Annotated in this window: 31 protein-coding genes, 1 tRNA gene and 1 pseudogene; 8 read left to right on the top strand and 25 right to left on the bottom strand. The window is 40.5% G+C overall.

Translation table 11 applies throughout. The features are described 5' to 3' along the window. Window positions 1–80 precede the first annotated feature (80 nt). Window positions 81–695 carry a bifunctional murein DD-endopeptidase/murein LD-carboxypeptidase gene (gene mepS / locus JEP40_RS13965; RefSeq protein ID WP_198624009.1) on the top strand — a complete coding sequence of 205 codons (615 nt, stop codon included), beginning with the start codon at window positions 81–83 and terminating at the stop codon, window positions 693–695. Between the two features lie 125 nt (window positions 696–820). Here mepS and JEP40_RS13960 read toward each other — a convergent pair whose 3' ends face one another. The 3 genes from JEP40_RS13960 to rsuA all read right to left on the bottom strand — a co-directional run bounded on the left by JEP40_RS13960 (window position 821) and on the right by rsuA (window position 3,616). Beyond that, window positions 821–1,168, bottom strand: coding sequence for a YejG family protein (locus tag JEP40_RS13960; RefSeq protein ID WP_072069943.1), 348 nt, complete (start codon window positions 1,166–1,168; stop codon window positions 821–823). 521 nt (window positions 1,169–1,689) lie between these two features. After that, entirely contained in the window at window positions 1,690–2,874 is a 1,185-nt protein-coding gene (locus JEP40_RS13955; protein WP_198624008.1) for a Bcr/CflA family multidrug efflux MFS transporter, read from the bottom strand. A 37-nt stretch (window positions 2,875–2,911) separates the two neighbouring features. Continuing rightward, window positions 2,912–3,616, bottom strand: a complete 705-nt coding sequence (gene rsuA, locus JEP40_RS13950) for a 16S rRNA pseudouridine(516) synthase RsuA (protein ID WP_198624007.1) — start codon at window positions 3,614–3,616, stop codon at window positions 2,912–2,914. Window positions 3,617–3,809: 193 nt separating this feature from the next. On the opposite strand from rsuA, the gene JEP40_RS13945 reads away from it, so the two are divergent. Both JEP40_RS13945 and rplY read left to right on the top strand, forming a co-directional pair. After that, a complete protein-coding gene (locus JEP40_RS13945) occupies window positions 3,810–5,573 on the top strand; it encodes a DEAD/DEAH box helicase (RefSeq protein WP_198624006.1) in 1,764 nt (587 codons plus the stop codon). A 144-nt stretch (window positions 5,574–5,717) separates the two neighbouring features. Then, a complete protein-coding gene (gene rplY / locus JEP40_RS13940; protein ID WP_006537318.1) occupies window positions 5,718–6,002 on the top strand; it encodes a 50S ribosomal protein L25 in 285 nt (94 codons plus the stop codon). Between the two features lie 83 nt (window positions 6,003–6,085). Here rplY and yejK read toward each other — a convergent pair whose 3' ends face one another. Continuing rightward, the gene (yejK, locus tag JEP40_RS13935) at window positions 6,086–7,090 is read right to left on the bottom strand and encodes a nucleoid-associated protein YejK (protein ID WP_198624005.1); all 1,005 of its coding nucleotides are present in this window, start codon (window positions 7,088–7,090) and stop codon (window positions 6,086–6,088) included. A 154-nt stretch (window positions 7,091–7,244) separates the two neighbouring features. Here yejK and JEP40_RS13930 point away from each other — a divergent pair, with 154 nt between their 5' ends. The 5 genes and pseudogenes from JEP40_RS13930 to JEP40_RS19235 form a co-directional block, all read left to right on the top strand. Continuing rightward, on the top strand, window positions 7,245–7,472 hold the full coding sequence (locus JEP40_RS13930; RefSeq protein ID WP_004247042.1) for a YejL family protein: 228 nt from the start codon (window positions 7,245–7,247) through the stop codon (window positions 7,470–7,472). Window positions 7,473–7,498: 26 nt separating this feature from the next. Further along, window positions 7,499–9,235 carry an LPS biosynthesis-modulating metalloenzyme YejM gene (gene yejM, locus JEP40_RS13925; RefSeq protein WP_198624004.1) on the top strand — a complete coding sequence of 579 codons (1,737 nt, stop codon included), beginning with the start codon at window positions 7,499–7,501 and terminating at the stop codon, window positions 9,233–9,235. Between the two features lie 84 nt (window positions 9,236–9,319). Continuing rightward, window positions 9,320–9,396: transfer RNA gene (locus JEP40_RS13920), tRNA-Pro, on the top strand. A gap of 226 nt (window positions 9,397–9,622) precedes the next feature. Beyond that, the gene (locus tag JEP40_RS13915) at window positions 9,623–9,898 is read left to right on the top strand and encodes a hypothetical protein (protein ID WP_198624003.1); all 276 of its coding nucleotides are present in this window, start codon (window positions 9,623–9,625) and stop codon (window positions 9,896–9,898) included. A gap of 77 nt (window positions 9,899–9,975) precedes the next feature. After that, window positions 9,976–10,047: pseudogene (locus JEP40_RS19235) on the top strand (SHOCT domain-containing protein); the annotation flags it as partial. Window positions 10,048–10,119: 72 nt separating this feature from the next. Here JEP40_RS19235 and JEP40_RS13905 read toward each other — a convergent pair. The 21 genes from JEP40_RS13905 to JEP40_RS13805 form a co-directional block, all read right to left on the bottom strand. Then, a complete protein-coding gene (locus JEP40_RS13905) occupies window positions 10,120–11,658 on the bottom strand; it encodes a hypothetical protein (protein WP_198624002.1) in 1,539 nt (512 codons plus the stop codon). 5 nt (window positions 11,659–11,663) lie between these two features. Further along, the gene (locus tag JEP40_RS13900; protein ID WP_196560514.1) at window positions 11,664–12,320 is read right to left on the bottom strand and encodes a DUF2612 domain-containing protein; all 657 of its coding nucleotides are present in this window, start codon (window positions 12,318–12,320) and stop codon (window positions 11,664–11,666) included. Continuing rightward, on the bottom strand, window positions 12,317–13,504 hold the full coding sequence (locus JEP40_RS13895; RefSeq protein WP_198624001.1) for a baseplate J/gp47 family protein: 1,188 nt from the start codon (window positions 13,502–13,504) through the stop codon (window positions 12,317–12,319). Before JEP40_RS13895 ends, JEP40_RS13900 begins: the two co-directional genes overlap by 4 nt. Next, window positions 13,497–13,841: a hypothetical protein gene (locus JEP40_RS13890; RefSeq protein ID WP_198624000.1), complete on the bottom strand. Its 345-nt coding sequence runs from the start codon at window positions 13,839–13,841 to the stop codon at window positions 13,497–13,499. The genes JEP40_RS13895 and JEP40_RS13890 overlap by 8 nt, the downstream gene beginning before the upstream one ends. Then, on the bottom strand, window positions 13,838–14,530 hold the full coding sequence (locus JEP40_RS13885; RefSeq protein ID WP_198623999.1) for a Gp138 family membrane-puncturing spike protein: 693 nt from the start codon (window positions 14,528–14,530) through the stop codon (window positions 13,838–13,840). The genes JEP40_RS13890 and JEP40_RS13885 overlap by 4 nt, the downstream gene beginning before the upstream one ends. A 2-nt stretch (window positions 14,531–14,532) precedes the next feature. After that, window positions 14,533–15,348, bottom strand: a complete 816-nt coding sequence (locus tag JEP40_RS13880; RefSeq protein WP_198623998.1) for a baseplate hub protein — start codon at window positions 15,346–15,348, stop codon at window positions 14,533–14,535. Then, window positions 15,314–15,631, bottom strand: coding sequence for a phage baseplate plug family protein (locus JEP40_RS13875; RefSeq protein WP_198623997.1), 318 nt, complete (start codon window positions 15,629–15,631; stop codon window positions 15,314–15,316). Before JEP40_RS13875 ends, JEP40_RS13880 begins: the two co-directional genes overlap by 35 nt. Beyond that, window positions 15,631–16,158: a phage baseplate protein gene (locus JEP40_RS13870; RefSeq protein WP_196729238.1), complete on the bottom strand. Its 528-nt coding sequence runs from the start codon at window positions 16,156–16,158 to the stop codon at window positions 15,631–15,633. Before JEP40_RS13870 ends, JEP40_RS13875 begins: the two co-directional genes overlap by 1 nt. Beyond that, window positions 16,155–18,680, bottom strand: coding sequence for a hypothetical protein (locus JEP40_RS13865; protein ID WP_198623996.1), 2,526 nt, complete (start codon window positions 18,678–18,680; stop codon window positions 16,155–16,157). The genes JEP40_RS13870 and JEP40_RS13865 overlap by 4 nt, the downstream gene beginning before the upstream one ends. Before the next feature lie 86 nt (window positions 18,681–18,766). After that, window positions 18,767–19,225 (bottom strand): hypothetical protein, encoded by a 459-nt coding sequence (locus tag JEP40_RS13860; protein WP_196560522.1) that lies wholly within the window; start codon window positions 19,223–19,225, stop codon window positions 18,767–18,769. 49 nt (window positions 19,226–19,274) lie between these two features. Then, entirely contained in the window at window positions 19,275–19,727 is a 453-nt protein-coding gene (locus JEP40_RS13855; RefSeq protein WP_193014298.1) for a phage tail fiber protein, read from the bottom strand. Window positions 19,728–19,737: 10 nt separating this feature from the next. After that, a complete protein-coding gene (locus JEP40_RS13850) occupies window positions 19,738–21,225 on the bottom strand; it encodes a DUF3383 domain-containing protein (RefSeq protein WP_198623995.1) in 1,488 nt (495 codons plus the stop codon). An 8-nt stretch (window positions 21,226–21,233) separates the two neighbouring features. Then, complete coding sequence (locus JEP40_RS13845; protein ID WP_161706920.1) at window positions 21,234–21,749, bottom strand: phage gateway protein; 516 nt, start codon at window positions 21,747–21,749, stop codon at window positions 21,234–21,236. Next, window positions 21,736–22,107, bottom strand: coding sequence for a phage collar protein (locus JEP40_RS13840; RefSeq protein ID WP_161706919.1), 372 nt, complete (start codon window positions 22,105–22,107; stop codon window positions 21,736–21,738). Before JEP40_RS13840 ends, JEP40_RS13845 begins: the two co-directional genes overlap by 14 nt. Beyond that, complete coding sequence (locus JEP40_RS13835) at window positions 22,107–22,565, bottom strand: hypothetical protein (protein ID WP_198623994.1); 459 nt, start codon at window positions 22,563–22,565, stop codon at window positions 22,107–22,109. Before JEP40_RS13835 ends, JEP40_RS13840 begins: the two co-directional genes overlap by 1 nt. Beyond that, window positions 22,565–22,996 (bottom strand): DUF4054 domain-containing protein, encoded by a 432-nt coding sequence (locus tag JEP40_RS13830; RefSeq protein ID WP_099660761.1) that lies wholly within the window; start codon window positions 22,994–22,996, stop codon window positions 22,565–22,567. The genes JEP40_RS13835 and JEP40_RS13830 overlap by 1 nt, the downstream gene beginning before the upstream one ends. A 1-nt stretch (window position 22,997) precedes the next feature. After that, window positions 22,998–23,339 carry a hypothetical protein gene (locus tag JEP40_RS13825; protein ID WP_159363873.1) on the bottom strand — a complete coding sequence of 114 codons (342 nt, stop codon included), beginning with the start codon at window positions 23,337–23,339 and terminating at the stop codon, window positions 22,998–23,000. Window positions 23,340–23,408: 69 nt separating this feature from the next. After that, the gene (locus JEP40_RS13820) at window positions 23,409–24,476 is read right to left on the bottom strand and encodes a major capsid family protein (protein WP_036937879.1); all 1,068 of its coding nucleotides are present in this window, start codon (window positions 24,474–24,476) and stop codon (window positions 23,409–23,411) included. Beyond that, on the bottom strand, window positions 24,476–24,973 hold the full coding sequence (locus JEP40_RS13815; protein ID WP_198623993.1) for a structural cement protein Gp24: 498 nt from the start codon (window positions 24,971–24,973) through the stop codon (window positions 24,476–24,478). The genes JEP40_RS13820 and JEP40_RS13815 overlap by 1 nt, the downstream gene beginning before the upstream one ends. Further along, entirely contained in the window at window positions 24,973–26,238 is a 1,266-nt protein-coding gene (locus tag JEP40_RS13810) for a DUF2213 domain-containing protein (RefSeq protein WP_198623992.1), read from the bottom strand. The genes JEP40_RS13815 and JEP40_RS13810 overlap by 1 nt, the downstream gene beginning before the upstream one ends. Then, window positions 26,235–26,981, bottom strand: a complete 747-nt coding sequence (locus JEP40_RS13805) for a phage minor head protein (RefSeq protein ID WP_232799295.1) — start codon at window positions 26,979–26,981, stop codon at window positions 26,235–26,237. The genes JEP40_RS13810 and JEP40_RS13805 overlap by 4 nt, the downstream gene beginning before the upstream one ends. Between the last annotated feature and the right edge of the window lie 4 nt (window positions 26,982–26,985).

Here is a 26,985-nt window from a genome sequence, read left to right as displayed (position 1 = left end):
ATTACACTATATTCTCTGGTTATTTGGTGAGTAATTCAGGTGCACTTCTGCACGTAAGGATGTAAGGGAAATCTGTCACAATGAGAACAAAACCGTATATGAGAATGCTTAAGCTCATACCGGCGTTCATTGTTGTAGCTACGCTATCGGCCTGTAGCTCACAGAACGCAAACTCACGCTTAGCGAATTCAAGCACTGCCCCACTTAAGACATCATCAAACACTTCTATTTCCCAAGCATCTCAAGATGAATTTGAATCATTGGTGAAGAATCTCGATATAAAATCTAAGATACTTGACCAATATGCAGACTGGAAAGGCGTCGCTTATCGCTTAGGCGGAGATACGAAAAAAGGCATCGACTGCTCTGCCTTTGTACAAAGAACCTTCCTTGAACAATTCGGTGTAGAACTACCTCGCTCAACCTCAGACCAACAATTCTCAGGCACTCAGGTTAATAAATCAAAATTACAAGCAGGTGATTTAGTTCTATTTAAGACAGGCCGTACTATGCGCCATGTTGGTATTTATATTGGAAATGATAAATTTGTACACGCATCCACCAGCAATGGGGTGACGGTGTCAGAAATGTCTAATGTCTACTGGAATAAGCGTTTTTATGCAGCAAGACGTGTTATTGAAAACAATGAAGTAACCCTTGCTGAGAACAACTTTTCGAAAAATGTATTAAGATAATTTATTCCCTTATATCTTATTGCAGTAAAAAGCCTCATTATCAAAATAATGAGGCTTTTTTTGTGTTCTTTAGTCATATTGTAAATCACACAATTATCACGTCGGTTTTATAACGATAGGTAATGTTATAAATAAGAGTACGCTGTTGGAAATGGTTCAGCAATGGCAACGCCTGCATTCTTTAAACAACACAACGCAGCACACTCATCATCACTACATAAGAAAAGGCATGGCACACCATCCCACTCAATCACAACGCTATCAATATGGAGATTACTCAGATACTGACGCAAATTCTGTATTGCTTCGTCCAGTGTCATACCATCGTGGCTTAATAATTTTAAGCCAATCAGTGTATTTTGCTTTCCCGCATCATTTTCGGGCAGTATCTCTACTCTTGTACCTGCAAAGCCTGCTAGCCACCGATAACTCAGCGGCAGCTTATGAACTACCGAAAGTTGTACATTATCCACAAATCAATCCTGTTTCATCAACACGTTAATTTAATACATCATCAATACGAGTTTGAACTGACTTGCTCACACGTCATATTAAAACCTTGCTAATTATAAAACATAATTATTACAATTATTTTACAAAAAAAGCGAAGAGACGTATCAAACCATTTATTTAGCTTAGTGTTTGTACGTATTCATTTCTGCGATGATTAATCCCTTCAATTATTCTTTCATTTTTTTAACATTTTATCAACTATATAAAATAATTGTATAAAATATTACGCATTCAAGTAAAACAATTCATCAATTTTTATCACTATGCTTCATACCAACAAAACAATAATAGATGATTATTAAAATAAATTTTACTTAATTTAACAAAAAAACAACATTGAGTATTGATTCAAATCAAAAAAGCACACTAATTTGAAACGATCCATGAAGTATAACAGAGGAAAATGTGGTCTTTTCAGTGGAAGTAAAGGAGAAAAAGGAGAAGCACGCTATAAATTTCTCTTATTTATAGCGTGATATTCTTATTTGTAACGGCGCGCAAGTAAAATAAAGCCCATAGCAAATAGTACACAAAAAGCCATAGCACTTACCATTGGCCATTCTGATTTTGCTGGGAACATAGCAATAGCCGTTCCAACTAAAGCCCCAACACCAAAACGCACAGTTCCAGCCAAAGAAGAAACTGTCCCTGCCATATGAGGATAATCATCAAGAATAACAGCCATGGCGTTTGATGTGATCATTGCAATACCACCAACATACATCGCTACACCCACAACGAGATAATAGAAATGTAAATTAAGGGCAACGACTAGCAATAGAAAGAGCCCCATAATGCATTGAATAGTAAGCCCTAAACGCAACATCTTCAACGCACCAAATCGACGAACATATCGCCCATTTATGCTTGTCATGACAATTAAAAAGATAATATTAAAACCAAAATATAAGCCAAATTGATCGAATGGAATACCGTGTAATTCGATATAAACGAAAGGCCCTGCACTGAGAAATGAGAACATGCCAGCAAAAGAAAAACCTGATGCCAGAATATAACAAAGAACACGACGAGTTCTAAACAAACTAATAAATTGGCTAAATGTTACTCTTAGGCTAAAGCGCTGACGACGCTCTTTGGGTAAGGTTTCAGGAATATAAAATGCAATTAATGCACCCGCAATCACCGCGGCTATCGCAATACTCCAAAAAATAGCATGCCATGAAAACCAATTCATTACCCAAGCGCCTAGTAATGGTGCTAATAAAGGTGCAATCGTCATCACTAATGCAACGAAAGACATACTTCTAGAGAAATCATCTCTAGAGAACATATCTCTCATTAATGCATTAATAACCACACTCGCGGCTGCAGCCGCAAAGCCATGGAGAAAACGCATACCAATTAGCATATCAATAGATTCAGATAATGCACATGCACTAGAGGCAAAAGCAAAAACAATCACACCGCCCAAAATGACAGGCTTACGTCCCAAACTATCCGCCATAGGACCATAAACTAATTGTCCAATAGCAAAACCAAAAATATAGATACTTAATGTCATTTGCACTTTACCACTAGGCACGCCAAAATCTTGCGCAATAGTGGGTAAACTTGGCAAATACATATCTATAGCCAATGGCATAAGCATGGAAATAAGCCCCAATATTAAAATGAGACTAAGGTACGACGAACGTTGCTGTTGCACGCAGATAAACTCCCAAAAACGACCGGACAGATAATAATTATTGAGGTAAGTGAATGCTATTGATCTCTTCTTCTGTTAATGGACGATATTCGCCCTCAGCTAAAGTTTCATCTAATGCAATATCTCCAATACGCTCACGATGTAATGCGCTGACATGATTACCCACGGCAGCAAACATACGTTTCACTTGATGATATTTGCCTTCACTAATAGTGAGTTTCACTTCTGTAGGTGTAATAATTTCTAATTTGGCGGGTTTAGTCAGATCTTTTTCGCCATTCAGTTGCACACCTTTTTGGAACTGTTCAGCAATACCTTCAGCAATTGGCTCTTCCAGTGTGACGTGATATGTTTTTTCACAATGATGTTTTGGCGCTGTAATACGATGTGACCACTGACCATTATCAGTCAATAATACAAGCCCCGTTGTATCAATATCTAAACGCCCAGCAGCATGTAATTTATATGCTAGAGGCTCATCAATAAAATAAAGGATGGTTGGATTAACCGGATCATCTGTTGAACACACATAGCCAATAGGCTTATTCAACATAAAATAACGAGGCCCTAAAATTTGAGTTAACACATTGCCGTTATAAGCCACTTCTTGTTCTGGTGTTATTTTGGTCGAACCGCTTTTTACCATTTCACCATCAATTGTTACAAGCCCTGCTCTTAATTCACGAAGGATCAAGCTACGGCTAATCCCCAATTGCTGGGATAAAAATTTATCTAATCGCATGAATTTCTCTGAAAAATGGAAGAATACCATCTGATATGAGGTATCTATTAAAAATGAATATTAACAATAAAACAACTAATTAATTTATAAATAAACTATTACATCCTTTACTTATCAAGCACCACTCACCTTATTCGCGCTATCTCTGAAAAAATGCTACGCTGACACCCTGTTTGATTTCTTATGTAGAGTTATGGCATTTACACTCAGACCTTATCAACTTGACGCAGTTAACGCGACAATCTCTTATTTTCGTCAACACAATACACCCGCGGTGATAGTCTTACCCACTGGTGCTGGAAAAAGTTTAGTTATCGCCGAACTTGCCAAAAGAGCACGCGGACGTGTCTTAGTCTTGGCACACGTAAAAGAATTAGTCGAACAGAACCATAACAAATATGAAGCTTATGGTCTATCAGCGGATATTTATGCTGCAGGTTTACAACAAAAAGAGAGTAGCGGAAAAGTTGTTTTTGGTAGCGTGCAATCTGTTGCACGTAATTTATCACAATTTAATGATACGTTTTCGCTTCTTATAATCGATGAATGCCATCGTATTAGTTTGTCTAAAGATAGCCAATATCAACAAGTTATTAAACAATTGCAATCCATTAATCCCAAATTACGGATCTTAGGATTAACTGCAACACCTTATCGTTTGCCTACAGGTTGGATTTATCAATATCATTATCACGGCATGATTAGAGGTGACGAAGACTGTTTTTTCCGTGATTGTATTTATGAATTGCCTTTACGTTATATGATAAGCAATCATTTTCTAGTCCCCCCAACTCGATTAGATATGCCTATTTTGCAATATGACTTTAGTCAAGTCCGAACAAGTCAAAATGGGATATTTAATGAAGAAGATCTTAATCGTGAAATAAAGAAACAAAAACGTATTACTCCCCATATTATTTCACAGATTATTGAATATGCAGAAAATTGTCGCGGTGTCATGATATTTGCGGCCACCGTTGAACATGCAAAGGAAATTCTTTCTCTTTTGCCTCAAGATGAAGCGGCATTAGTGAGCGCGGATACACCTTCTCATGAACGAGATACACTGATTTTTCGTTTTAAACAGCAACAGTTACGTTATATGGTCAATGTTGCTGTGCTAACAACAGGCTTTGATGCACCTCATGTTGATTTAATTGCCATTTTACGCCCAACAGAATCAGTCAGCTTATATCAACAAATTGTAGGACGCGGATTAAGATTATTTGCAGGAAAAACCGAATGTCTGATTTTGGATTATGCTGGTAATCCTCATGATCTTTATCTTCCGGAAGTTGGTACTAAAAAAACCAACCCTAATAGCAAACCTGTACAAGTATTCTGCCCTGCTTGCCAATTTGCTAATACTTTTTGGGGAATAGTAGATGCTGATGGCGATATTATTGAACATTATGGTCGGCGTTGCCAAGGCTGGGAATTAAATAAACATGGGCAAAAACAGCAGTGTGAATTCCGTTTTCGCTTTAAATTATGCCCTTATTGTAATGAAGAAAATGATATTGCCGCACGCCGTTGTGTTCACTGTGATGAAATATTAGTTGATCCTGATGATATGCTTAAAGCCGCATTGAAACTAAAAGGAGCGCTTGTTTTACGCTGTGGTGGCATGCAATTTCAATCGGGCAATGATGCTAAAGGAGAATGGTTAGATATCAATTATTACGATGAAGAAGGCACTTCAGTATCAGAGCGTTTTCGCTTAACTACCCCAGCACAACGTAAAGTCTTTGAATTAAAATTTCTACGTGAACATCAACGAGCACCAGGTATTCCTTTTGTTTGGCATAATGCTAACGATATTATTAAACAGTTCGATTTATTACGTCATCCTGATTTTATTGTCGCCCATAAAGGTAAAAAAGAGCATTTTTGGAAGATAAGAAATAAGATTTTTGACTATACAGGGCGCTATCGAAAAGCAGATACCCTGTATTAATCTGGATTTATATTTGCTGTTAGTGGACTTTTTCGTTAAAATGCGCTCCGCTTTATCTATTTTTAGATAAACCAAATCTCGAGCTTGTTGCTGGGTCGCCTGTAACAAGTATGTATTTTCTTTCTTTTTCATAAGAGAAAAAAGATGTTAACTATTAATGCAACTGTACGTAAAGAGCAGGGTAAGGGTGCGAGCCGCCGCCTGCGTGTGGCTAACCGTTTTCCTGCTATCGTTTATGGCGGAAATGAAGAGCCAATCGCTATCGATTTAGATCACAACGAAGTGATCAACCAAGAGCACAAATCTGAATTCTATTCTGATTTCGTTAACCTGGTAATCGATGGTAAAGAAACTAAAGTTAAAGTTAAAGCAGTGCAACGTCACGAGTATAAGCCAAAAATTACTCATATTGACTTCCTGCGCGCTTAATAAGCCACCCTTCGAGCTTTATTTTTCGGGACGCCGAGCATGTAACGCCACTTAATGTGGCGTTATTTGTTTCTACTACATAATTATTTTTCTGATGCCCTACGCTGTAATTGATCGCGCAAATTAGGCGGGGTACCTCTAATCGTGAGTGTATCTGTTGCAGGATCCCAGAATATTCTTTCACCCAATAATTTCGCATCAAAATTAACAGTTAATCCACCACCACTACCAGAATATTTCATCAATTGACGTAACGTACTGCGATCAGCAGGGAAAGTATCAGCTAATTCATAGCCCTTCTCTTCGGTAAATTGAACAAAATTTTGATCACCCAAAGAGGGTAATTCTTCAGCAAGCTCCGTTAAGGCAATTTCTTCACCAGATTGTAATTGTTCATTACAATAGCTATATACTTGTTCGCGACAAGTTTGACGTGCTTGCTTGTCCATTTCGGAAGCTTCACAAAAGTCATCAACGGCTTGTAATAAACCTTTATTTTGAACTTTAGCGTTTAAACCTTCTTGAGCACCTAAAAAGTCCATAAAGAAGTCAGAGACTTTGCGTCCTACCCGACCTTTTAGAAAAGTTAAATAGCGCAGAGAATCTGGAGCCGTTTCCCATTCAGTTAAGTCAATACGAGCAATAATATCTGCATGAGGAATATCTAAATAACGTGTTGATGAAACATCAAGACTGTCATTCACCCACATACTATTGCAACTACTCAATACAGCAATTAAAAGATAATCCACCGCTAAATAACGATAATGGCAAAAGAGAACTGTGCCCCCTTCTGCAAAAGGATATTTTGCTAATTCATCTTTTAATCTCACAGTAGCTGCACGCGAAAAACCTAAAAAGTTTTCTTCGCCTTTGCGCTGTAAACGTAATGCTTGCGCTAATTCACTTTCTTCATTAAACAGACCATAAGCTTTATTTTTTGCACTGTAGACACGATGCAACTCTTCAATCATTTCCTGAACAACAGGTTCAATGTCTAATACTGAATCGCGTAACACAACTTCTAATGTCTGCTCATCTCGCTTGATAAGCTGATGTAAGACTAATTGACTAATATCTAGACTCATGGTCGTCCTCTTTATTCCTTCACTTTCTCATGCGCGTATTCAAACACTCCCCACTTTCAGTATCAAGGGAAAATTAATTAATTTAATAGCGGAAAAAGACCCAGCAATACGGTAATATATAGCGTTTTATTCATTTAGTAGGAATTCTGATTTTATGCCACAAAAATCCCGTTATAGTGATGAACAAGTTGAGCAGTTATTAGCAGAACTTGTCAGCGTTCTTGAAAAACATCATACTCCTACAGATCTTTCTTTGATGGTGTTGGGTAACATGGTGACAAACTTAATTAATACGAGTATTGCTCCTGCTCAACGGATGCTGATTGCTGATTCTTTTGTTCACGCATTGCGTGCTTCAATTGATGAAGGCAATATTCACTAATAAACATAGAAAAATTATTTATAGACATGGTAACGAAACCTCAGTCCTATCGTGAAAAAGTATCCCAAATGATCAGTTGGGGTCACTGGTTTGCGCTATTTAATATCATTCTAAGCTTATTGCTTGGTAGCCGTTACCTGTTTATTTCAGATTGGCCTGCAACTTTCGCGGGTCGTTTTTACGCAATTGTAAGTTGGATGGGGCACTTTAGTTTTATTGTTTTTGCTATCTATATCCTTGTCCTTTTTCCGCTTACCTTTGTAGTCGTATCTCAACGACTACTTAGAGTGATCTCCTGTGCTCTCGCCAGTGCTGGACTCACTATCCTTATCTTTGATATGGCGGTTTACCAGCAATTTCAGCTTCATCTGACTCAACTTGTTTGGGATCTAGTCATTAATCCAGATGAAGGTGAAATGGCTCGTGAATGGCAACTTATTTTTATTGGCATTCCTGTTATTTTTCTTATTGAGATGCTTTTTGCAACATGGAGTTGGCAAAAATTACGCAGTTTAAATCGTCAGCGATGGGGTAAGCCATTAGCTAGCGTTTTTATTACTTGTTTTGTCTTATCTCACTCTATGTCAATTTGGGCTGATGCTAATTTTTATCGCCCAATAACAATGCAACGCGCCAATTTACCATTATCCTACCCGATGACTGCACGTAAATTCCTTGAGCGTCATGGTTTTATTAATCAATCAGAATATGAACAACGAGTGATCAGTGAAGGTAATCCAGCAGCACAAGGTATTACCTACCCCCTTGCACCATTGATTTATTCAAAAGAAACGTATTCTTATAATTTATTAGTCGTCGTTGTTGATGGTTTAGGTAATGAAGAAGTTCCTGAATTACCAAGCTTGCAAAAATTTGCACAAAATAATCTCAATTTCACACATCATTATTCATCAGGTATTGATAATGATACGGCGTTGTTTGGTTTATTTTATGGTATCTCACCTTCTTATTTAGATAGTGTATTGAGTAGCAGAAAAAATTCTGCACTATTTGATGCCTTAAGTTATAGAAACTATCAATTAGCAATGTTCTCAACAAATGGCTTTCAGACACCATTATTTAAACAAGCAGTGCTATCAGATTTCTCTATTCCAACATCTCGCAATGGTAATAACGATGCCACCATTGATAGCTGGCGCAATTGGATAATAAAAAATAGCCAAACAACACCTTGGTTCTCTTTCTTACAAATTGATGGTCGCACCAATAAAACGTCTCAGCGCATTACATTAAATCAGCAATTAGAGCTTATTTTTAATACATTGCAAGAAACCAAAGTACTCGATAATACCGTTGTGGTTGTCACTTCTAGCTATCATCAAGACAGTGATAAAAAACAAAATAACCAATGGCTTTCTGATAAAACCACCTTCAACTTAAGCCAATCACAAGTGCCTCTAATGATACACTGGCCAAACATGAAACCACAGTTGATTGATAAAATGACTAGCCATCAAGATATCATGACAACTTTAATGCAACATGTTTTACGTGTTATTAGCCCTGCGGATAACTATTCACAAGGTGAAGATTTATTTGCAAGCACTCGTAATCACCCATGGATTTTCACCGGTGATGACGAAGCATTTGTGGTCTTTTTGCAAGATAATACCTTGTTGATAGATAAACATGGACGATATGCTTTATTTGATAAATCAGGAAAAGAAATTAGCTCTGCAAAACCTGACTTAAAATTATTATTGCAAGTTTTTGCCGAACAAAAACGCTTTATTGAACGCTAGACCTACTAATTGCGTATAAAATTACGCCACTTAATTAGCAAAGGGTTGCTTTAGCAGTCAAAAACAGTAATATACAGGCACAAACGGCATGTAGCGCAGCCTGGTAGCGCACCGTCATGGGGTGTCGGGGGTCGTAGGTTCAAATCCTATCATGCCGACCAACAATATTTAAGAAAACCAACCACTTACGGTTGGTTTTTTTATGCATGAAATTTGCGAGGGGTAAAATAGGGGTAAAACTGGGGTAAAACTACAATGGATTATCACTAAGAATTCCTCTCTTATCTCCGTATTTCCACATGCATAATTTTGCAATTTTAAACTTGCAATCCCACCCATTAGCTTATATAAATTACTGTATAAAAAAACAGTTAAATAGGTGGTACCATGATTAAACTCGAAATCAATAATGCTGAATATATTGCTCAGTTAGAAGAGGCTCGTTTATCTGCAGATAACCCTTATGGCTATCTGTTTATGGATATTATCTTTTCTGATCCAATGTTTGATGAGAGCACGTTTAAAATGAAAGATGTTAGACGGGAGCCTATGAGGACGTATATGACGGAGGATGTAGCAAGGGATTTGTTTGAGAAATTGAAAATGCATTTCAATCATCAAAATATGGTAACAACATCAAAAAACATAAAGAATCTTATGTAGAAAAAAACAACTCATCACCACAACCTTCGAATAATAGTGGCGGTGATGATCTGTTATCTAAATTATAAAAATTAGGTAAATTAAAAGAAAGTGGTGTACTGACAGAAGAAGAGTTCCAAGAACAAAAAAGTAAATTACTTAATTTATAATTATCAATAACGGGCACGATGTTGGTGTCCGTGTAAAACAAAAGTAGATCGTGAAATAAGCATATGCAACTATCAATCTAATACATACACTCCTTTTGCTGAACCATATGTACTATCAGTCATCTTTAGCTTTTTCCCATCACTAGATACTTGAAATTCCCAAAAAGCAGCCGCATGAACAGATACTGCAATCTTAATATTTGCTAACGGGGGAACAAGAAAACCAGTGTATGTATCACCACTTCCATTCCTTTGAACATAAACATACTTACCTAATATATTTTCGCTTAATGTAATCTCTGTTACTGCAGATGCACCATTAAAATCCCCGACTTTTCGCCATTGACGCCCTGTGCCTTTGCGGTCATATCGATTATCAGATTCATTTTTAGTATAGCTACTACCGGCGAGCGCATAGTTACCTTTTGGTTGATACTTACCATCCGATTCCGATTTTGAATAGCTGTAGCCAGAGGCTTGATAACTCCCTTTCGGTTGATACTTGCCGTCGGATTCTGCTTTCGTATATGACGCACCAGCTAATGCATAATTACCAGCTGGTTGATAACTTCCTTTAGGCTGAAAAGCATCCGTAGAAGCCTTTTGGCTCATCACATGAACGGTGGATGTTCCTGTACTTTGAGTTACATTACTTTTATCAAATTTATTATTAAGCCCACTGTTTAGCGCCGTGTTGGTCGCGTAATCACCTGACGGCTGGTAACTTCCTTTTGCTTGATAACGGCCATCACTTTCTGCTTTCGTATAGCTACTTCCTGCTATCGCATAGCTTCCCTTGGGCTGATATTTACCGTCGGATTCTGCTTTCGTATATGACGCGCCAGCTAATGCATAATTGCCAGCTGGTTGATAACTTCCTTTAGGCTGAAAAGCATCCGTAGAAGCCTTTTGGCTCATCACATGAACGGTGGATGTTCCTGTACTTTGAGTTACATTACTTTTATCAAATTTATTATTAAGTCCGCTATTTAGTGCCGAATTTGTCGCATAATCGCCTGACGGTTGGTAACTCCCTTTTGCTTGATAACGGCCATCACTTTCTGCTTTCGTATAGCTACTTCCTGCTGTCGCATAGTTACCTGCAGGAGCATAATTACCCTTTGGCTGATATTTGGTGTCGGTTTCTGCCTTTGAGTAGCTATAACCGGATGGTGTGTAATTGCCTAGTGGTTGAAAGCGTTTATCGGACTCCCCTTTTGAATATGCTCCCACATCGCTTGCCGTGGCATCCGCTTTTAACTCTGCCCATGCATTACCAGCAACCGGTTCGATATTGTTATTCTCAATCTTTGACTGCCAGACTTTATTTTTATGATACACAATAGCGCGTATCGCATATGGCTTACCGGCTTCAGCCCATTTTGGAAAACCAAAAGATTGAATTTCGCCAATTGCTTCTGTGATATCGTGAAATATCCCATTCATTTTTTCACGTTCGATATCTTTTGCAGCAGGGTCTGTGACTTGATCGCGTTCATAATCGTAACCATAGCCTTGTGTATAAGACACAGAGCCGTCTGGTTGGATTTCTACGGGTATAGAAGCCTTATCCCCTTGTGTTGCAAAGGGGGTTTTAAAAATAGTTGTCATAGGAATTATGCTCCGAAGTTACTACCTAAGAAGTTTTTACGGTGTTGACCAACGCCAAAGGCTTTTTTAGTCACAATGCGATATTTGACACCCACACCTGAAGGGCGAGGCATTAAGTCGAAGTTTTCGAGAAGAACACGTAAGCGTTCGTCGGGATTGAAGTTGAAAACGTAATACATGTAAGTCATGTCCAACGGGTCAAGGACAAAAACTTTGCTGTCATCACGCCAAAAGAAGCGTTTTAAAAACTCATTAATATTGGTGACCGTAGGACTTTGTGTCAGATTAAAATAACGCATCCGCACTAACATGCGTTTCTGTTCAACGGTCAGTGACAATGTATAATCCGCATTGCGTCTGAAATTGGCTTTAAAATTGGCCTTCTTTTTACCAAAACCAAACCCAATTTTATTTTTATCACTGGGTGGAATATCAATGCCTAACGGCACATCCAGAATGCGTGACCAGATTGAAAGCCCAAAGTCATTCGCCGTATCGATATTAAACACATCTCGGTACCAGTTGTGCCAAAATGACACCATCGACTTTTCAAAATGAGAGGCTTTAAAACTAGCGAGTTTCTTTAAATTTTCGGCATCTTCATACTGCCAAAGGATCGCTTTTAATAGGTCTGAATGAAACTCAAATTGTTGAACGTTCATACAATCACCACTTGCACCGCCCCTTTTGGTAATCGGGCAATTTGATTAATCGCAATCGGAATTAACGCAACATTCCACACTTTCCCATCCAGTGACAATTCAACTTTAGTCACAAATAAACGAGACTCAACAGTATTTACCGCTGAAGCTATCTCAAAAGGCGATACTTCACGTCCAACAATCAAACCGTTATCGCCGTCCAGCTCTCCGCGTGTCCATTGTTCTATGGCACTAGGGATAATAGTCTGCGCATCAACAGCTGATTTTTTAACTGTCACTCGACAAAAAATGGTGATCTCTTTAGGGCGTGAAAATTTCACTTTATATTCTTGCCCACTCACCGGCTCTACAACACCGATTTCAATCTCACCATTAAAAGCCGATCCAATGGTTTTGGTTCTAAGTAATGATTTAGCAATTTCGTTACTATCGCCCCCTTCCACACAAACGTAAATACTGTGAGGTAACAGAGAGACACCATCAATAGTGAGCACCGCATCGGTGTAGTTCTCTCGAAAAGAAAGTGAGTTAACACCCTCTAGCTCATACAGTGAAGAGGTGATCGCTTCCGCAACACTGACGGTATTTTTAGCCAGTGTTTGCTTACGTCGTCGCCTTGCTTTGATATCAGATTCAGCATAACGGCCAACAACAGCATGAGTGGGATTATTGACTTTTTCCCAACCTAATACTGAACTGGCAACCGAATTAAGTTGGCCAGCACCGCATTCAATAGGGCCATATTCAACTGCCCTCATATCCCCTGTTGCTTTACCTGTATTATCAATAATCAAGGGTGAAACTGTTTCGAAGATAGCACCGGCAACACTGGATGCTAATGAGCCTTTGGGAATAATCGTGCCGGGTACGCCACTAAATTCAACGCTGGAAAGATAAGAGTGAGTGGCATTAATGCGCTGGCCACCCATTAGCGCCCATATTGCATCAAGAAAAACACCACCAGCAATATCAGGGTTTATTTGATTTGCTAACTCGGCATTATTCCGTACCATCGCATCACGATTTTCGACTTCCATCGTCGCCAATACACCTTGTGGTGTTTCAGGGGCAAGGTTAATCGATTGACCAAATACCGCACGAAACTCGCTTTCAACTTCATCACGTATTGTGGCCGTGTCTGGAAGAATAACGCCTTTATTATTGATATAACGATAATCAGCCATTCAATGTAAACCCTCCGTATATCGTGCGAATTGTTGCCTGATACTTCAATTCACCGTTTTCCACTGTGGCGCTAAAATGAGTCACTTCAACCACCTCCTCAATTTCGCTCATACGTTGTCTAAATGCGGTTTCAAACATCGGAACATCCGCTTGGCGACCAAATGTCGTTGGCCAGAAAGGGATACCTTTATCTTTTTTATGTAACATTTCACCACGCACAGCCTTGGCAAAATGCTGGCAAAGTTTTTTAACCGCTTCATCTTTTTCGCTAAATTGTAGATTTCCATCAGGGCCAATAAAGAGATCATTATTTTTATCAATTGAAAAGGTTCTCATAGAGGCTCTCCTGTATTCCCTCGGCCGGTTTCAACACCACTATGTTGGTGTGTAGAACCAATATCTTTCCCGTTATGTCGCATGGTTCCCCCTTGTGAATCGCTATTACCATTTACCGCGTAATTACCGTTCACTGTGACATTGCCGGTAAATATCGTTTCAGGGGCATTGACTTCATACTTTGGCGTTTCTAGCACCACTTTATCGTTATGCAGAGAGAGACAAACCGAACCATCCATTGACTGGATCACCAAAGCATCAATGTTCTTTCCATCAATCACCCATCCCTTAATTGTGTCAGGGAAAAACATCGCATCACTAAATGAATGGAGACGCGCAGTATTGGGTTGATCCTCCAAACCACCACGTTGAAAAATAAGGCTAATATCTCTGTCATTGGCTTTTATCCAGCCAAAATCACCGGGCTTAATCGGTGCGCGAATAAAGAAACCGCCTCCCCCAAATCTAAAAACAGGAATGTTGGCCAACGGTGCTCGCCCGACCGTTCCCCCTTCCGTTGTTACCATCATCACCAGTGGTTTGATAACAGCACGATTGGTTTTATCGTCATAACTGACCACTGTTGCAGGGAGCATGTCCTCTGTATTCATCATCAGGTTACGAAAAGCAGACGAGAGCGCACCTGCCAGCGAACCATCGCTAGCAATATCTGTATTGGGTTTATTCATGCTTATGCTCGTTTACAGGTAGCCTGATAAAAGAAAGGATCATCATGTGACTCAACATCAAATTTCAGTTGTTCAATGATATAGTCGCCATTAAGTGCAGAATTGAATTTACTCTCGAGTCGAAGCATGCCCCCTAGTTCTGAGGCACCGTCAATCAAATAAGTGACAGATAGCCCTTTTTCGGTGGCTTTGGGTATACCGACCATGCCTGATTTCATGCTAAGAATACGCAATCGTCCTTTTAATGCTTTATCGTCATCTTTTACAAATAACGTATCATCATCAATAAAAGCCTTAACGTTTCCCGCTTCCTGCAGTCGCTGTACTTGCTGTAATGCTGAACCGCAAAAATACCAATTAGCAATATTCTTATCGGTAGCTTGAAAATCTAGTCTGACTTTACAGTCTTTCGCTACTGACGATGCGATCTCGCTTATTTTCTGCATGGCCCCACCACTGGAAGAAACAATATCACCTGAACTGGCATTATTAGTTTTGGCTTTAATAGTGAGCGTGACATCTGGCGGTGAGGCAATGTCTGCACTGACAATATCCCCCGTAAAGATACGAAATAATCCCGTATTGACGCGACCGACCTCGAGGTAGAGGCGACGAGTTTGTTTGCTTTTATGATAAGGGCTTGTTTCAGTGAGGAGATAATCTCTCGTGTGGGCGTTTAATCCATCGATGCTAATCGTGCATTCATTTTGTAAAGGATTTGCATATTTAGTGCCATTAGCTTTAATACGCAATCCCTCATACCACTGCAGTCGCTCCGCAACTTCAATCCCCACTCGTATTCGTCGTAAGTCCATCATCACTCCAAATAATTAATGATTGTGTTCTATCGAATGATTCATACCAGGGCAGATCATCATTTTCTGTTATAAAAGCTAAATTCGTGCCATCAATTAGATAGCGATAAGGAATAATAGGAGTGTTTGCAACAGCTCGCATACCAATTGCAATAACCTCACTTTCTCGTTCAATATCGAGATACATCGCATGGCGACCGGCTTTTATTGTTAGCGTCCAATTAACACCGTCTAAATTGACGGATAAGCGTTGGTTTGGTATAGATTTTAAAGGAATAGTTTTCATTAGAAGCTCCAATCACCATCTGCAATACGTGTTGCAACAGAGCCTTTTTTCTTAGTCTCAGCATCTGCCTCTTTTGTTTGCACATTCCCCCGATTTACCGTTGATGATTGAGTCGGTTTTTGTGTAGCTCGAGGCGGTAGTTCTCCATATTCAGGCTCAACAGTACGCCACTCAACAAACCGTAGTGACAGTTTTATTGCATCAATCATGTCGGGTATTTCATCATGATTAAAACCTGTTAATAACATAGGCTGGTAAGTTTTAACTCGGGTTTGAATACCGACCAATTTGTGTTCATCAAAAACTTGTTGCATCGATGAGAAGATGTTTTTTATTTCCCCTGTTAGCACCAAATCCATGCCAATTTCGATGGGATTAATAATCACATGATCACTACGAGTTTCACCGCTTTCAACTTGAAACTGTGTCGCTTTATGCTCATCTCTGATGTTGATTTGAATTGGATTAACACTATCAAACAGTGTAGAAAACGACTCTAAATCAAAGATTTTAACCTCTGTTATCATTTTGCTACTCCCGTTGAGTTTTGCTGATTGAAATCGGCTAGTTGATCTTGCAATGCATCTTTTGTTTCTGATGCAATACCTTGGGCATCCGTTGCTTGCGTTTCAATTTTTATTTCCCCAATACTCAGATTATTTTCATTCTTCACACTGGATCGATTACTGATTGCTTGGCTCGTGATAGGGTTCATCGCATTGTTGGCTATCGCATCTAACTGTGCATTGGCTTGAGCAATAGAGTATCTAACCGGTGGCTGTTGTGTCGTTTGGCTTTTTTCTTGAGGAATGGCATATTCAATCTCACCATTATCATTGACTTTTCGCTCTACGTTTTGATTGACAGTGATTTCTTCATCGTCACCGAACCCGAAAAACTCTTTAGCAGATTTCCAACCATTTTTAACTGCATCAAGCCCCGTATTTACCCAGCCAATGATTTTTTTAACTTGCTCCCACATCCATTCAAAGGCTCCCACAACGGCATCCGTCACCGCAGTAAAAACACCCGCAAAGGACTTCCCCCACCCTGCAATCACTGAAATACAATTGATGAGAAACTTAACATAAGCTTTTAAGCCTGATGCCATTAGATCCCAACCGGCAACAACAATATCCGCCACAACACCGACAATGACTTTTAGATACTCAAATAGCTTTTTGAATGTTTCCCACAATGCAAGAATAACGATTTTTAAACGTGGGTATTTTTCTAGAATACGCCCAATCATCGAATCGTTACCGTCGATAAAGTTCATGATGTCGTCATAAACAATTGCAAAAGCTACGGCTAAGAGTGCAATAATGGCAATAATAGCGATAATAGGCCATGTTGCTGCAAGTGTTGCTGATGCAGCAGCTATCATTGGTGGAACGTAATAAAGTGCTACGGCCAAACCAACAGCAGAGAAAAAACCTATCAATAAGTTTTTATTCTCTTTGCAGAAGGAAATAAATTTAGTTAACCAATCTAACCCCTTCGATAAAGCAGGGATCACCATTTCTAGAAAGGAATTCTTTAACACACCTGATGTTTGTTGAAACTTAGACATGGCTGTATTGAATTTAATCGAACTTTCAATACTCTCTTTGCTAATTCCTGAATATTCTTTTTGAATACCCATTGTGCGCTCTAATTCTTTGCGCCCCTTCATCATTAACTCAATGGTTTTATCGTCCGATACTCCCATACCTTCCAACGTTTTCTTCGCTTTATCAAAGCTCATTCCTTGAACTTTGTCCGCTGTCTGAAGCACTTTTTCCATTGAGTCTTTAGTGTTACCAAACGCATTGGCCATCGCGGATAAATCAGCCTGTGCGGATTCTCTAGAACCGCCTAATTCAGCCATTGCACCAGAAAACGCATCAACGTCTGCAGTCGCAACGCCGATTTTTTTACCCAGCTTATCCAGCGTTTCAATCTCTTGAGAACGAGAAACGGATTCGGCAAAAATACTGCCAATACTCATGACAATGCCAACGGCACCTAGCGCCTTTGTCGCAAATCCTGCAACAGAGCTTCCAGCTTCTTTATACTTTGCCTCTGTTTCTGAAAGTTCTTTTTGTAAGTGATCTTGAGCCTTTGATTCCTCGCCAGTGGTTTTAATCCCTTTTGTACGCATTGTTTCAATAAACTGCGTATAGTCGGCATTTAATGCAGTGAGAATAGCCTCAATGGCTTTCTTTCCCTCCCTGTTCTTTTTCTCTGCATTAGTGAGTGTGCTTAACTCATTATTCAAAGCCAGTAATTCATCTTGCATCTGTTGATATTGTGCATTTAACGCATCAGATGAAACATTGCTGTCATTCATCCCTTGTGATAGCTCATCACGTTGAATATCAAGCAAACTCATTGATGATTTCAGTTCATCAATTTTAGATGTTACGGACGTTATTTTTTCAGGTATGTCATTACTATTAAGATCAAGAGTAATTTCGCCATCCGGAATATTTGATATCTGAGAAATAATTGTTTGAATAAATCCACTAAATTTATTTTCAGTGTTATTTAATCCATTTTGAATGCTTTCAATTTCAGCGATTAAATTTGAAGAAATATCGGCATTATCACCCGTTGATAAAATTGTTTCCTTTAAGCTTTTCAGCTCTTCTATCGTCGACGCTATTTTTTGTTGTGCTTCACTTGTATTGATATCTATATCAAGAGAATCATCTAATTGAATATTCCCAATATTATCAATAACACTTTGAATAACATTAGTTATTTCATCTGCGTTTGTGTTTGCGCTTTCTTTAATGCGTTCAATTTCAGCAATGATGTTATTAGCAACTCCTGATGTGTCACTATTAACATTAATATCGACTGAGTTTGATGATAACTCTGTCAATTGAGCTGATAGATTTTGAATAAATTGCGTAAACCCATCAGCTCCCATTGTTGCCGATTGTTGCGCTTTTTTCATCTCAGCAATAATGTCATCTGTCGATTTACTGACTCGATTAAAAGCATCATCAGCTTGTTGAGTATCAAACTCAAACACTTGTACAAACGTATCTAACAGCGACATGATTAACTATCCTTTCGATGAAGCCAGCGCTTCGTTATAGCGATTAGTAATTGCGATCTCCCACAAATCAAACGCCTCTTCTAAATCTATTGACGTTTTGAGTTCTGTGAGCGTGGCGAAACCGGCTGAGATGATGACGGCAAAGAATCCATCAGCGTTTTTATAATCGACGGGAGTGAACCGGTTATTTTGTTGAGCAGGAATTGGAGGAAACCTTGGCTCCCGTCTTTGCCGAAAAAACTGGTGTTATACTTCAGCATTTCGAGTTCAAGACGGATCAATGCTTCTCCATCGGGCACATGATTATCAATCAGAGTGCTAGTTTTTAAGTAGACTTCTTGCCCTTCTTTTTCTACTGCAACGTAAGCCATCATTTTGAGCATGGCTTCTTTGCTGACTTCATAATCACCAATTTTGGGCGCATTTGATAAAGGGTATTTAGCGAGAATTTCACGCCCTATTGTTGCCGGTAGCCGGCTAATAATAAAAGTATGCTCTTCACGGTCAGCATCTGTGATCGTAATTTCTTTCGGTTTAATCAACATGATTAATATCCATAAGAAAGGCGGAAAAACCGCCTAGAATTAACGTAAATTAACGCGCACGAGTGCGGTCGAAGTCTTGGAATACAAAAGTGTATTGTTTTGATTTGTGGCGTCCTGCACTGGCAACAGAACTACCGCGACTACCGTTCGTAATCTTTCCATTTCGCGCTGTAGTCGTTGAACCGTCACCGTATGAGGCAACCATTGTGATAATGTCGCCTGCATGACGTTGTCCGCGACGAGCAGTATTAGAATCCAGCAAGATAGCGAGGTTTTCATCTTCTTCGCTACCAGCTAAAACGTTAATCGTTACCGTTTGAGGCGTAGGCGCTGACCAACTGACTAGATTGCCATTGATATCCATACCGGTTTGCGCAATATCGACCGCAGGTAAATCTAATGGATCGGCATCATCAGCGAACGTTGTTATTTGAATACCGGTCGGAAAAGTTTTGTGTGCTTGAATAACAATACTCAAGCCGGTTGCTGATACATCATTCATATTGTGTTCCTTACACTAAGTTGTGAGAGCCTTCGACTTTACGAACCCAATCGCCTTTACCGTAAATTAATACGTACTTCATGACATATTCAGGCAAATCAGATGGGCCTGTGCTTTCGACAATTTGAGCGTTGTACCAGTACCCCTTGTTTTGTACATCGTGCCATGCCAAATCATCACCAGAAGCGTCTGTCACTGCGATTTTTTGCACATCAGTTAATGTTTTTCCCGCTAGAATTGTACCGTTGTTAATCGCCTTAGTTACCGCCCCTGCAATCACCATCATTGCTCTAGCCTCACCATCTTTATTAGCGGGTACTCCGCGTGTGGCCATTAACAAACTAAACCACTGTTGTGAGATATAGGCCTTTAACCATTGCTCGTTAGCATGGACACTCATATCTAATGGGTTAGCAACACCACCACATAAGAAACCACGTTGATAGAAACTAATATGCGAACCTGATACGGCCGTTTCTCCGTAATAATTCACTCGTAATTTATCTAAGCGATCTGCATCGATATCGGTCGTAATTTGAGATGGAAATGTGACACCAAATTGACGATACATATAGTTTGTTGTCGCATTGGTTCGGTCATAATCCGTGGCTGACATAATGGCCATAGGCAACGCATGAACAAAGAATTTATCCGCTGTTTTCAGGTTTAAGGCTGTTGAAGCCGTTCCCACCAGCGCCCCACTAAAATCTTCAGCATTTTTGTTAGTCACAGATAAATGAAGCTGATACTTCACGTTTTCACCTGCAACGTATTGAGCCAGCTCTACTGCATGCTCTAATGAGAGTTCTGTTAAAAACGTTGCACTACCAAATGAGTCTGAAATTGCTTCAGACGTGATGAACGCCTGTAATGGAGTCTGAGCAGGATTACCAGCAGATGATGTGCCGTGGCTAATATTCATCGCATCAGCAAGCACCGACTGGCGTACACTAATATCCGCACGCTCTTGTACGCCACCGCTAATAACAAAAGCACTATCTAGGGAATTAAACGTGACATAGGCGCTAGCAAATTGAGGTTCATTTTCTGCATTCAATTTCGCTTGCACAGCTGTCGCAACATCCGCGTATGACGTACTTTCAGAGAGATCAATTCCTGTGATTGTTTTTGTCACTTTTCCAATAGTGATATTGAGTTCACCATCGTTAATCAATTTTAAATCGGCTAAATCCCCTGTTTTATCACCGAACAAGGTAGGCGCTCGACCAACTGGTTCATAAGATGCGATTTGCAGTTCTTTGGGCTTGCTTGCCGGTGCTGGACTGACATAGCTGAAATACTGACGCGCAAAATGCGCTTCTGGCGAATCGGCACCTAGTAACTCATCAACTTGTCCGCTGGCGAACTCTAAAACTTTACCTGCAGGGATTTTAGGGTTAGTTGAAAAAATACGAGCCGTGAGCTTGCGCATCGGTACAGCAGACGCGCCAATCACTGCACTCGCGATATCGACATAGCGAGTTTGTTTGATAGACATAACGTTCCTTAAATACGATAGATATCGGGATACAACGCACTCACGGCGTCAGTATCGGGATGAAGTGTGCGATTAAATGTCACATTGAAATCAAATGAAGGGTTTTGTTCGTAGTTGCCTTGGTCATTCAGAAAATAAGGCGTTCGAATACCAGTTGCACGTTGAATGCCAATACCTTGTTTCCGAAGTGCCTCAACAAACGGTAATGAATTGGCGATCATTCTGACAATCGCGGTAATATCCTTGGCTGTATAATTGCCTAATTGCGTCACGAACGCTTGAACTTGGTACGTATTTTCGGATAACTGGTTTTCTTGGTGATTGGCTTTATTGCCTTGAACATTATATTTTCGCCCTTGCCAACCGAGGCCACTTTCATTGATGGGAAAAAACATCACCATATTATCTTCACGGCCCTGCTTGGTAGATTGGAAACCAGCTTTAACAGGGATCTCAATGCCGACTTCTTTTAACTGCAACAAGAGTTGTTTGCGAATAGCAACATCAACCTCATAATCCGTCATAAGTACCCGCCTCAATACAGATCACCGATTTCCAGCCATCTTGTTCGTACCAGTCTGCATCACCCACAACATCGTACTTCTTACCATTGAATACGAGAAAATCAGGGGATGTACCACGTTGCACAGCTTTAATATCATGAGAGGTATATAAACGCCGGTACACTTGGCTTGTATCTAATCCCATTGATTGAACATCTTGGGTATCGACCGCCTGCCAACTGCCACGAACTTCTACTGGATCGTAATAGTAATTCTGGTCATTCCCTCTATCATCAGGCCCACGTTCTTTAAATCGAAACCAGAGCACCTTTTGCTGTGGAATATAACGTGAAGCAATACGATTTAAGTTACCAAACATTATTTATCCTCCACGACAAATGACACGGCTTGAAGCATTTGACCGGTATCGACTAACGGCTTATCGGTGGCTTTGCCTTTGCTATGTCGACGAGCTCTTGCTTTGACCGTTGAATTATCCAGTGCCGGTGTTGTGACTGCTTTTATTGCCATTTTCACATCGCCCGCAACCGTCGCACCGATTTGTGTCAGCCCATTATCCAGCGTGATGTTTCCCTTAATAGAAGCTTTCACAGCACGAAAAATTAACTGACTATAATCCTGCTTTTTATCATTCATGGTCGGTCTTAAAAATGGGCGAGGAGGAATGCCACCAGCGGGATAGCCCAACTCTTGAATAGAAGCAACATAAGCAATAGGTGTTCCATTGGGGTACTTTGAATGCTCAAAGAAGCCAACACTTAATCGCTTTTTAGCCAATTCATCGTAAACCGCTTTTAATTGCGCTAATTTAGTCATTAACGTAATCGCCCTCCTCGTGTAAACCGCCCTCCTACCCCACGAAATGCTGAACGCTCACCGCCACCACCAAAATATTGAGGAACGCTACAACGCTTAATCAGCGCTAGAAACTGCTGGCCAAAGGTGGTCATTTTAAACCAGTGCGACCAATCAGAACCGGCAGGCGGTGCCGTAAATGACACGCTCACCTTATCAATGGTTACACTGGTCACAACACCAGTGGGCGACTCATCATCAGCAATCATTTTTCTGAGTGTTAGCATGTGTGCAACCACGAGCATCCACAGCTCGTTAGTACAAACACCCTTACAGGCAGAGAAATAGTTCAACGCAGATTGAGCAATGATAAATATTTCATCATCACCCACACCGTCAAACTGCGGATAGAGCACACGGAATGACGTTAAAGGGAATGTGCTCGTATCCATATTACTTACCTTTTTTGTTGGTTTTAGGAACGTCTAACTTTTCAGCTTCTAACGATTCAGGAGTGTCAGGGGCTGATTGGTCGCTAGCTTCCATATCAGTGGCAACTTTTTCGGGATCTTCTTTGCGATGCTCAACGGCAATAAAGCCATTCTCACAATGAAGATTAAAAACGTGATTTTCTTTGAGCTGTTTATATTGCTCGTCAGAAATTTCCGTTACACGGCCACGCGGTGTATACATGTGTTTGGTCATCACATTAGCTTGACCGGCAATAAACACTTTCCCGTCTCTCACGGTATAGTTCTGGTCATTTGATAATGTGCAATATGCGTAAAGAGGCATGGAGTGCTCTCCTATTGTTTAGATATAAAAAAGCCCTCAAATGAGGGCGCAAAAAGAGAAGTGGTAAGATTAAATGCCAGTTAAGCGTGTCACCGCCCACGGACGAGTTACAAACACACCTGCAGTCGCATTGGTTGCATCTTCCATATACCCTTTAATTTGGTTGAGTGAACCTAATAACTGGTATTTCACAGGCACAACTTGCAGGATCACCGCACTGGTTGCTGTTGAACCATCATCAATGCTATCTGCGAACATATAGGCCACATCAGCCCCACCATTTGCGCCAACAAATTCAGGAGAGAAAACCAGACGCATATTAGGATAGTTTTCATTTATCCATTGTTTGACTGTTTCACCGCGAGCCACCGGATTAGCCACATTCAGAGCAGAACGAAAGCCCAACGGTAATGTTAAGGTGATTGGCGTATCATCTTTGATAATACCGCCAGAGCTCGTTTCAATACGCGAGAACATATCGGTAATATCAGCAGTAATATCTGCAAATGTTCCGCCTTTCCATTTGCCTTTTGCGGTTTCATAAGCGGGCAAATTAGGCTCATTCATCAAACCAAAGACGCGCGTTTCAGGGCTATTAAACCCGTAGTAACCCACTCGCTCACGCCCTTGCTCTAATGATTCAGTCACTGAATTGCGCTTTTCTTCCATCGCAACAAAGCCAGCAGAAGATTGGCGCGCTTCTTCTAATTTACCGACTTGGAAACCTAATTCGAAACGAACAAGACCACGGCGCTCTTGGTCTTGCGCATAAGACGCTAATGGCACATTGGTATGATCACCATAAAGCTCTGCTTTACCGGTTGGGGTCGCTACATTCAGAATGATTTCTTCATCATGCCATTCACCTGCATTGACGATACCGGTGATTTCATCTAGCACACGAACTCGCGTTGCGGTACGAATGACACCCGGTAAAACGTGTTGCAACATTTCACGTTGAATTAAACCACCCTGCATTGCACCACCGCTAATCGCGGAGTCCATCGCAGAAAAACCACCAAAGCCAATTTGTGCTAATTCCCCGTATGTCCATTTCTGATCAGGGTTAATATTCAGTTGGCCATGTTTTTTGACATCACGGCCAGACATGTGAAATTTAATGTTACTGACTGGCATTATTCACCTTCCTTTGGAGACACTGGATATGGGATTTCTGTTAAACGAATAATGCCCAAGTGAGCACTCTCTGTGGATTCAAGGTGTCGGCTGATAAAACCAATAACGCGATCACCAGCACTAATGGTGGCTTTAGAAGATAGCGAACCGTCAGCTTCATCGAACACAACCGGTGCGTTGATTTTTCCAGCCACTTCTTTTAGCTCGACGAAAACTTCACCCATTGTCAAGAACTCGCCCTGTGTGCCGTTAAGCGCAAATTCTTTTTCGATACGATAGGCTTTAGGGTTAATCATGATCCCTGCAAAAGCCCCTTTACCGCCTACTTGAACGGATTCCACCGAATCATCTTTGTAGGTATAGGCGCGACCGAAAATATTTAGCTCTTCATCCGCTGAACTAAGAATTGCTGAAACAGCGCGAATAGGGCCTGCATGACTAATTTCACCGACAACGCCGGAAATTAGTCCATTTGCTACTGAATTAGGAATTGCCATTATTTCGCTCCCCATTTATCCATAATTGATTTATTGCTCACTGCAGAGTCCATTGTTGAACTCGTTTTTTGAGAGTCAGGAACACGCCCTTGCATCCAAGCATCGAGAGCAATGGCTTCGGTGCCTTTACTGCATTGAATACCCAGTTTTTCAACACCGTACTCTGCAACTTGTTGTTGAGTCATTGCCGAATGATCAAACACACCAAGGAATGGCGTTAACTTATGCGCTAACGAATCACGCGCACCAATTTGTTTGAGTAATTCACCCGTATCCATTGCTGGTTTTGCTTTCTCTAATCGCTGAATTTTACGTTTCAGTGATGCCATTTCGTCCATCGCAGTGATGTTACGGTTTAGGCGTTTTAAACGACGATTAAAGCCATCAGTAGTTGCTTGGTCAAGATGCTCTTTTGCTTCTTCAATCGCTTCGACTGCAGTTTCAATAGCAACCTCGGCTTTCTCAACTGCCTCGGGTTCACCTGATTCTGCTTCTTCTGTGGCGATTTCAGCCTTTTCTACTGCTTCTTCTGCTTTCTTCTCTTCGTCAGGGTCAGAATCAGTTGAAGGTTTATCTTTATCGCCTGGTTCATCGTCTGTCGCAGGCTTAGCGCTGGTAATTGCTTCTTTGATAATGGCTTTTAACGCTTCCAATTGTTCGGGCGTAAAGGCACCCTCATCATTGGTTGGCGTGTCTTTATTTTCATTTTCAGGAGGATTCATGCGAATAAGTTCCTTTGTGTCTATGGTAATAACGGAATGGTCTTGCACAGCAACATCAGCGCCAGTGCGCCCTTCATCAACTAACGCAAGATGGTTGGCTCTAATATGCCGTTGTATGGCGTCATAACGTTCACCGTTAAATTCGCCCGGTGTGAAATCGTAAACACAGCGATAACCAGGAGATAATTCAATTTTCCCTCCATCAATTTGGTTAAGCGCTGAATTAGACAGGATTTTGATATTGCCTCTGAGGTAGGGATATTCAAAATAAACCCGTTCCCCGATGACTCCTTGTATCCCTTTTTTCTCTGCAGGAGTGCCGTCTTTCCCTAGCATTTCATGCTCATCAACAAAGGGCATTAATTTGAAAGAGTTAATTGTTTCTGCGCTGGCCAGTTCTTCTTGTGGTCGATACACCTTGTAAATCTTTTCAGGTATCGGTGCGCCAATTTCAAACCCTAAATAATCAAAAACCCCAACTTTAGAGATGGGGTTATCTTTTACTTCCAGCCAGCCGTTTAAATCATATTGTCGCTTTGTCATGTCTCCTCACCGAAATCTATTACGGGTGTCCAGAAGCACTTACAGTTTGGTAATTGTCCGGGCAAGCCACGCTCACCTGTCCGTTCATCAATCACAGGCGGGTTATCTAAATCAAACACTTCACCATCCAGACGCAGATGTAACTCACGAGGCTCAGCACTTCCAGCCGAATGATGCCAAACCGCCTTACGAATACCAGCAGATTTCATACGCTCATAATTCACTGCTGTCGTGATTTTTCGTGTTTGATCAACAGCGATAAAATTCGCCCTTTTTTCTAGTTTTTCCTTTTCTATATCAATAAGTGGTTTCACTTCATCAAATAACGTTTTAGCGCCTTCACCACCTTGTGAAATTGAACGTAAAGCAATACCTTCCACTCGTTGATGAAATTGCAGGGGAATGGATTTAATTAACGATACGTTTTCTGCCGTAGAGGCAATAATTTTATCTTTGAGGGCTTCGGGCATATCTGGGGTTTTGATGGTGATCCCCCCGGACAACTGTTTGAGAGAATCATCTAAATTACGCTTTGCGCCTATATCGACTTGGGAAACAAATTTATCCGCAATCTCTGTGGATTTTTGTTTAAAAATCTTATCCCATTTGCGTTTTAGCCGATTAAGCCAGATGCGTGTTTGACTGGCAAAGCTGGCATCCATCGTAAAACCTTCAAAGTCGTCATTTAATTCGCTAAACACTTTTTCATAGTCTTTAACCATTGAATTAATGAGGCGTGACATGTCA

It is taken from the genome of Proteus vulgaris, assembly GCF_016239305.1.
GTDB classification, from domain to species: Bacteria; Pseudomonadota; Gammaproteobacteria; order Enterobacterales; family Enterobacteriaceae; genus Proteus; species Proteus vulgaris_C.
The sequence above is the reverse complement of the archived record's forward strand: the minus strand, read 5'-3'. Positions and strand labels throughout refer to the sequence as shown.

Bases quoted from the DNA above. Each gene is read 5' to 3' on its own strand.
- mepS (WP_198624009.1), top strand. From the start codon at position 81: ATGAGAACAAAACCGTATATGAGAATGCTTAAGCTCATACCGGCGTTC.
- rsuA (WP_198624007.1), bottom strand. From the start codon at position 3,616: ATGCGATTAGATAAATTTTTATCCCAGCAATTGGGGATTAGCCGTAGC.
- JEP40_RS13945 (WP_198624006.1), top strand. From the start codon at position 3,810: ATGGCATTTACACTCAGACCTTATCAACTTGACGCAGTTAACGCGACA.
- rplY (WP_006537318.1), top strand. From the start codon at position 5,718: ATGTTAACTATTAATGCAACTGTACGTAAAGAGCAGGGTAAGGGTGCG.
- yejK (WP_198624005.1), bottom strand. From the start codon at position 7,090: ATGAGTCTAGATATTAGTCAATTAGTCTTACATCAGCTTATCAAGCGA.
- JEP40_RS13930 (WP_004247042.1), top strand. From the start codon at position 7,245: ATGCCACAAAAATCCCGTTATAGTGATGAACAAGTTGAGCAGTTATTA.
- yejM (WP_198624004.1), top strand. From the start codon at position 7,499: ATGGTAACGAAACCTCAGTCCTATCGTGAAAAAGTATCCCAAATGATC.
- JEP40_RS13915 (WP_198624003.1), top strand. From the start codon at position 9,623: ATGATTAAACTCGAAATCAATAATGCTGAATATATTGCTCAGTTAGAA.
- JEP40_RS13905 (WP_198624002.1), bottom strand. From the start codon at position 11,658: ATGACAACTATTTTTAAAACCCCCTTTGCAACACAAGGGGATAAGGCT.
- JEP40_RS13900 (WP_196560514.1), bottom strand. From the start codon at position 12,320: ATGAACGTTCAACAATTTGAGTTTCATTCAGACCTATTAAAAGCGATC.
- JEP40_RS13895 (WP_198624001.1), bottom strand. From the start codon at position 13,504: ATGGCTGATTATCGTTATATCAATAATAAAGGCGTTATTCTTCCAGAC.
- JEP40_RS13890 (WP_198624000.1), bottom strand. From the start codon at position 13,841: ATGAGAACCTTTTCAATTGATAAAAATAATGATCTCTTTATTGGCCCT.
- JEP40_RS13885 (WP_198623999.1), bottom strand. From the start codon at position 14,530: ATGAATAAACCCAATACAGATATTGCTAGCGATGGTTCGCTGGCAGGT.
- JEP40_RS13880 (WP_198623998.1), bottom strand. From the start codon at position 15,348: ATGATGGACTTACGACGAATACGAGTGGGGATTGAAGTTGCGGAGCGA.
- JEP40_RS13875 (WP_198623997.1), bottom strand. From the start codon at position 15,631: ATGAAAACTATTCCTTTAAAATCTATACCAAACCAACGCTTATCCGTC.
- JEP40_RS13870 (WP_196729238.1), bottom strand. From the start codon at position 16,158: ATGATAACAGAGGTTAAAATCTTTGATTTAGAGTCGTTTTCTACACTG.
- JEP40_RS13865 (WP_198623996.1), bottom strand. From the start codon at position 18,680: ATGTCGCTGTTAGATACGTTTGTACAAGTGTTTGAGTTTGATACTCAA.
- JEP40_RS13860 (WP_196560522.1), bottom strand. From the start codon at position 19,225: ATGTTGATTAAACCGAAAGAAATTACGATCACAGATGCTGACCGTGAA.
- JEP40_RS13855 (WP_193014298.1), bottom strand. From the start codon at position 19,727: ATGAATGATGTATCAGCAACCGGCTTGAGTATTGTTATTCAAGCACAC.
- JEP40_RS13850 (WP_198623995.1), bottom strand. From the start codon at position 21,225: ATGTCTATCAAACAAACTCGCTATGTCGATATCGCGAGTGCAGTGATT.
- JEP40_RS13845 (WP_161706920.1), bottom strand. From the start codon at position 21,749: ATGACGGATTATGAGGTTGATGTTGCTATTCGCAAACAACTCTTGTTG.
- JEP40_RS13840 (WP_161706919.1), bottom strand. From the start codon at position 22,107: ATGTTTGGTAACTTAAATCGTATTGCTTCACGTTATATTCCACAGCAA.
- JEP40_RS13835 (WP_198623994.1), bottom strand. From the start codon at position 22,565: ATGACTAAATTAGCGCAATTAAAAGCGGTTTACGATGAATTGGCTAAA.
- JEP40_RS13830 (WP_099660761.1), bottom strand. From the start codon at position 22,996: ATGGATACGAGCACATTCCCTTTAACGTCATTCCGTGTGCTCTATCCG.
- JEP40_RS13825 (WP_159363873.1), bottom strand. From the start codon at position 23,339: ATGCCTCTTTACGCATATTGCACATTATCAAATGACCAGAACTATACC.
- JEP40_RS13820 (WP_036937879.1), bottom strand. From the start codon at position 24,476: ATGCCAGTCAGTAACATTAAATTTCACATGTCTGGCCGTGATGTCAAA.
- JEP40_RS13815 (WP_198623993.1), bottom strand. From the start codon at position 24,973: ATGGCAATTCCTAATTCAGTAGCAAATGGACTAATTTCCGGCGTTGTC.
- JEP40_RS13810 (WP_198623992.1), bottom strand. From the start codon at position 26,238: ATGACAAAGCGACAATATGATTTAAACGGCTGGCTGGAAGTAAAAGAT.
- JEP40_RS13805 (WP_232799295.1), bottom strand. From the start codon at position 26,981: ATGTCACGCCTCATTAATTCAATGGTTAAAGACTATGAAAAAGTGTTT.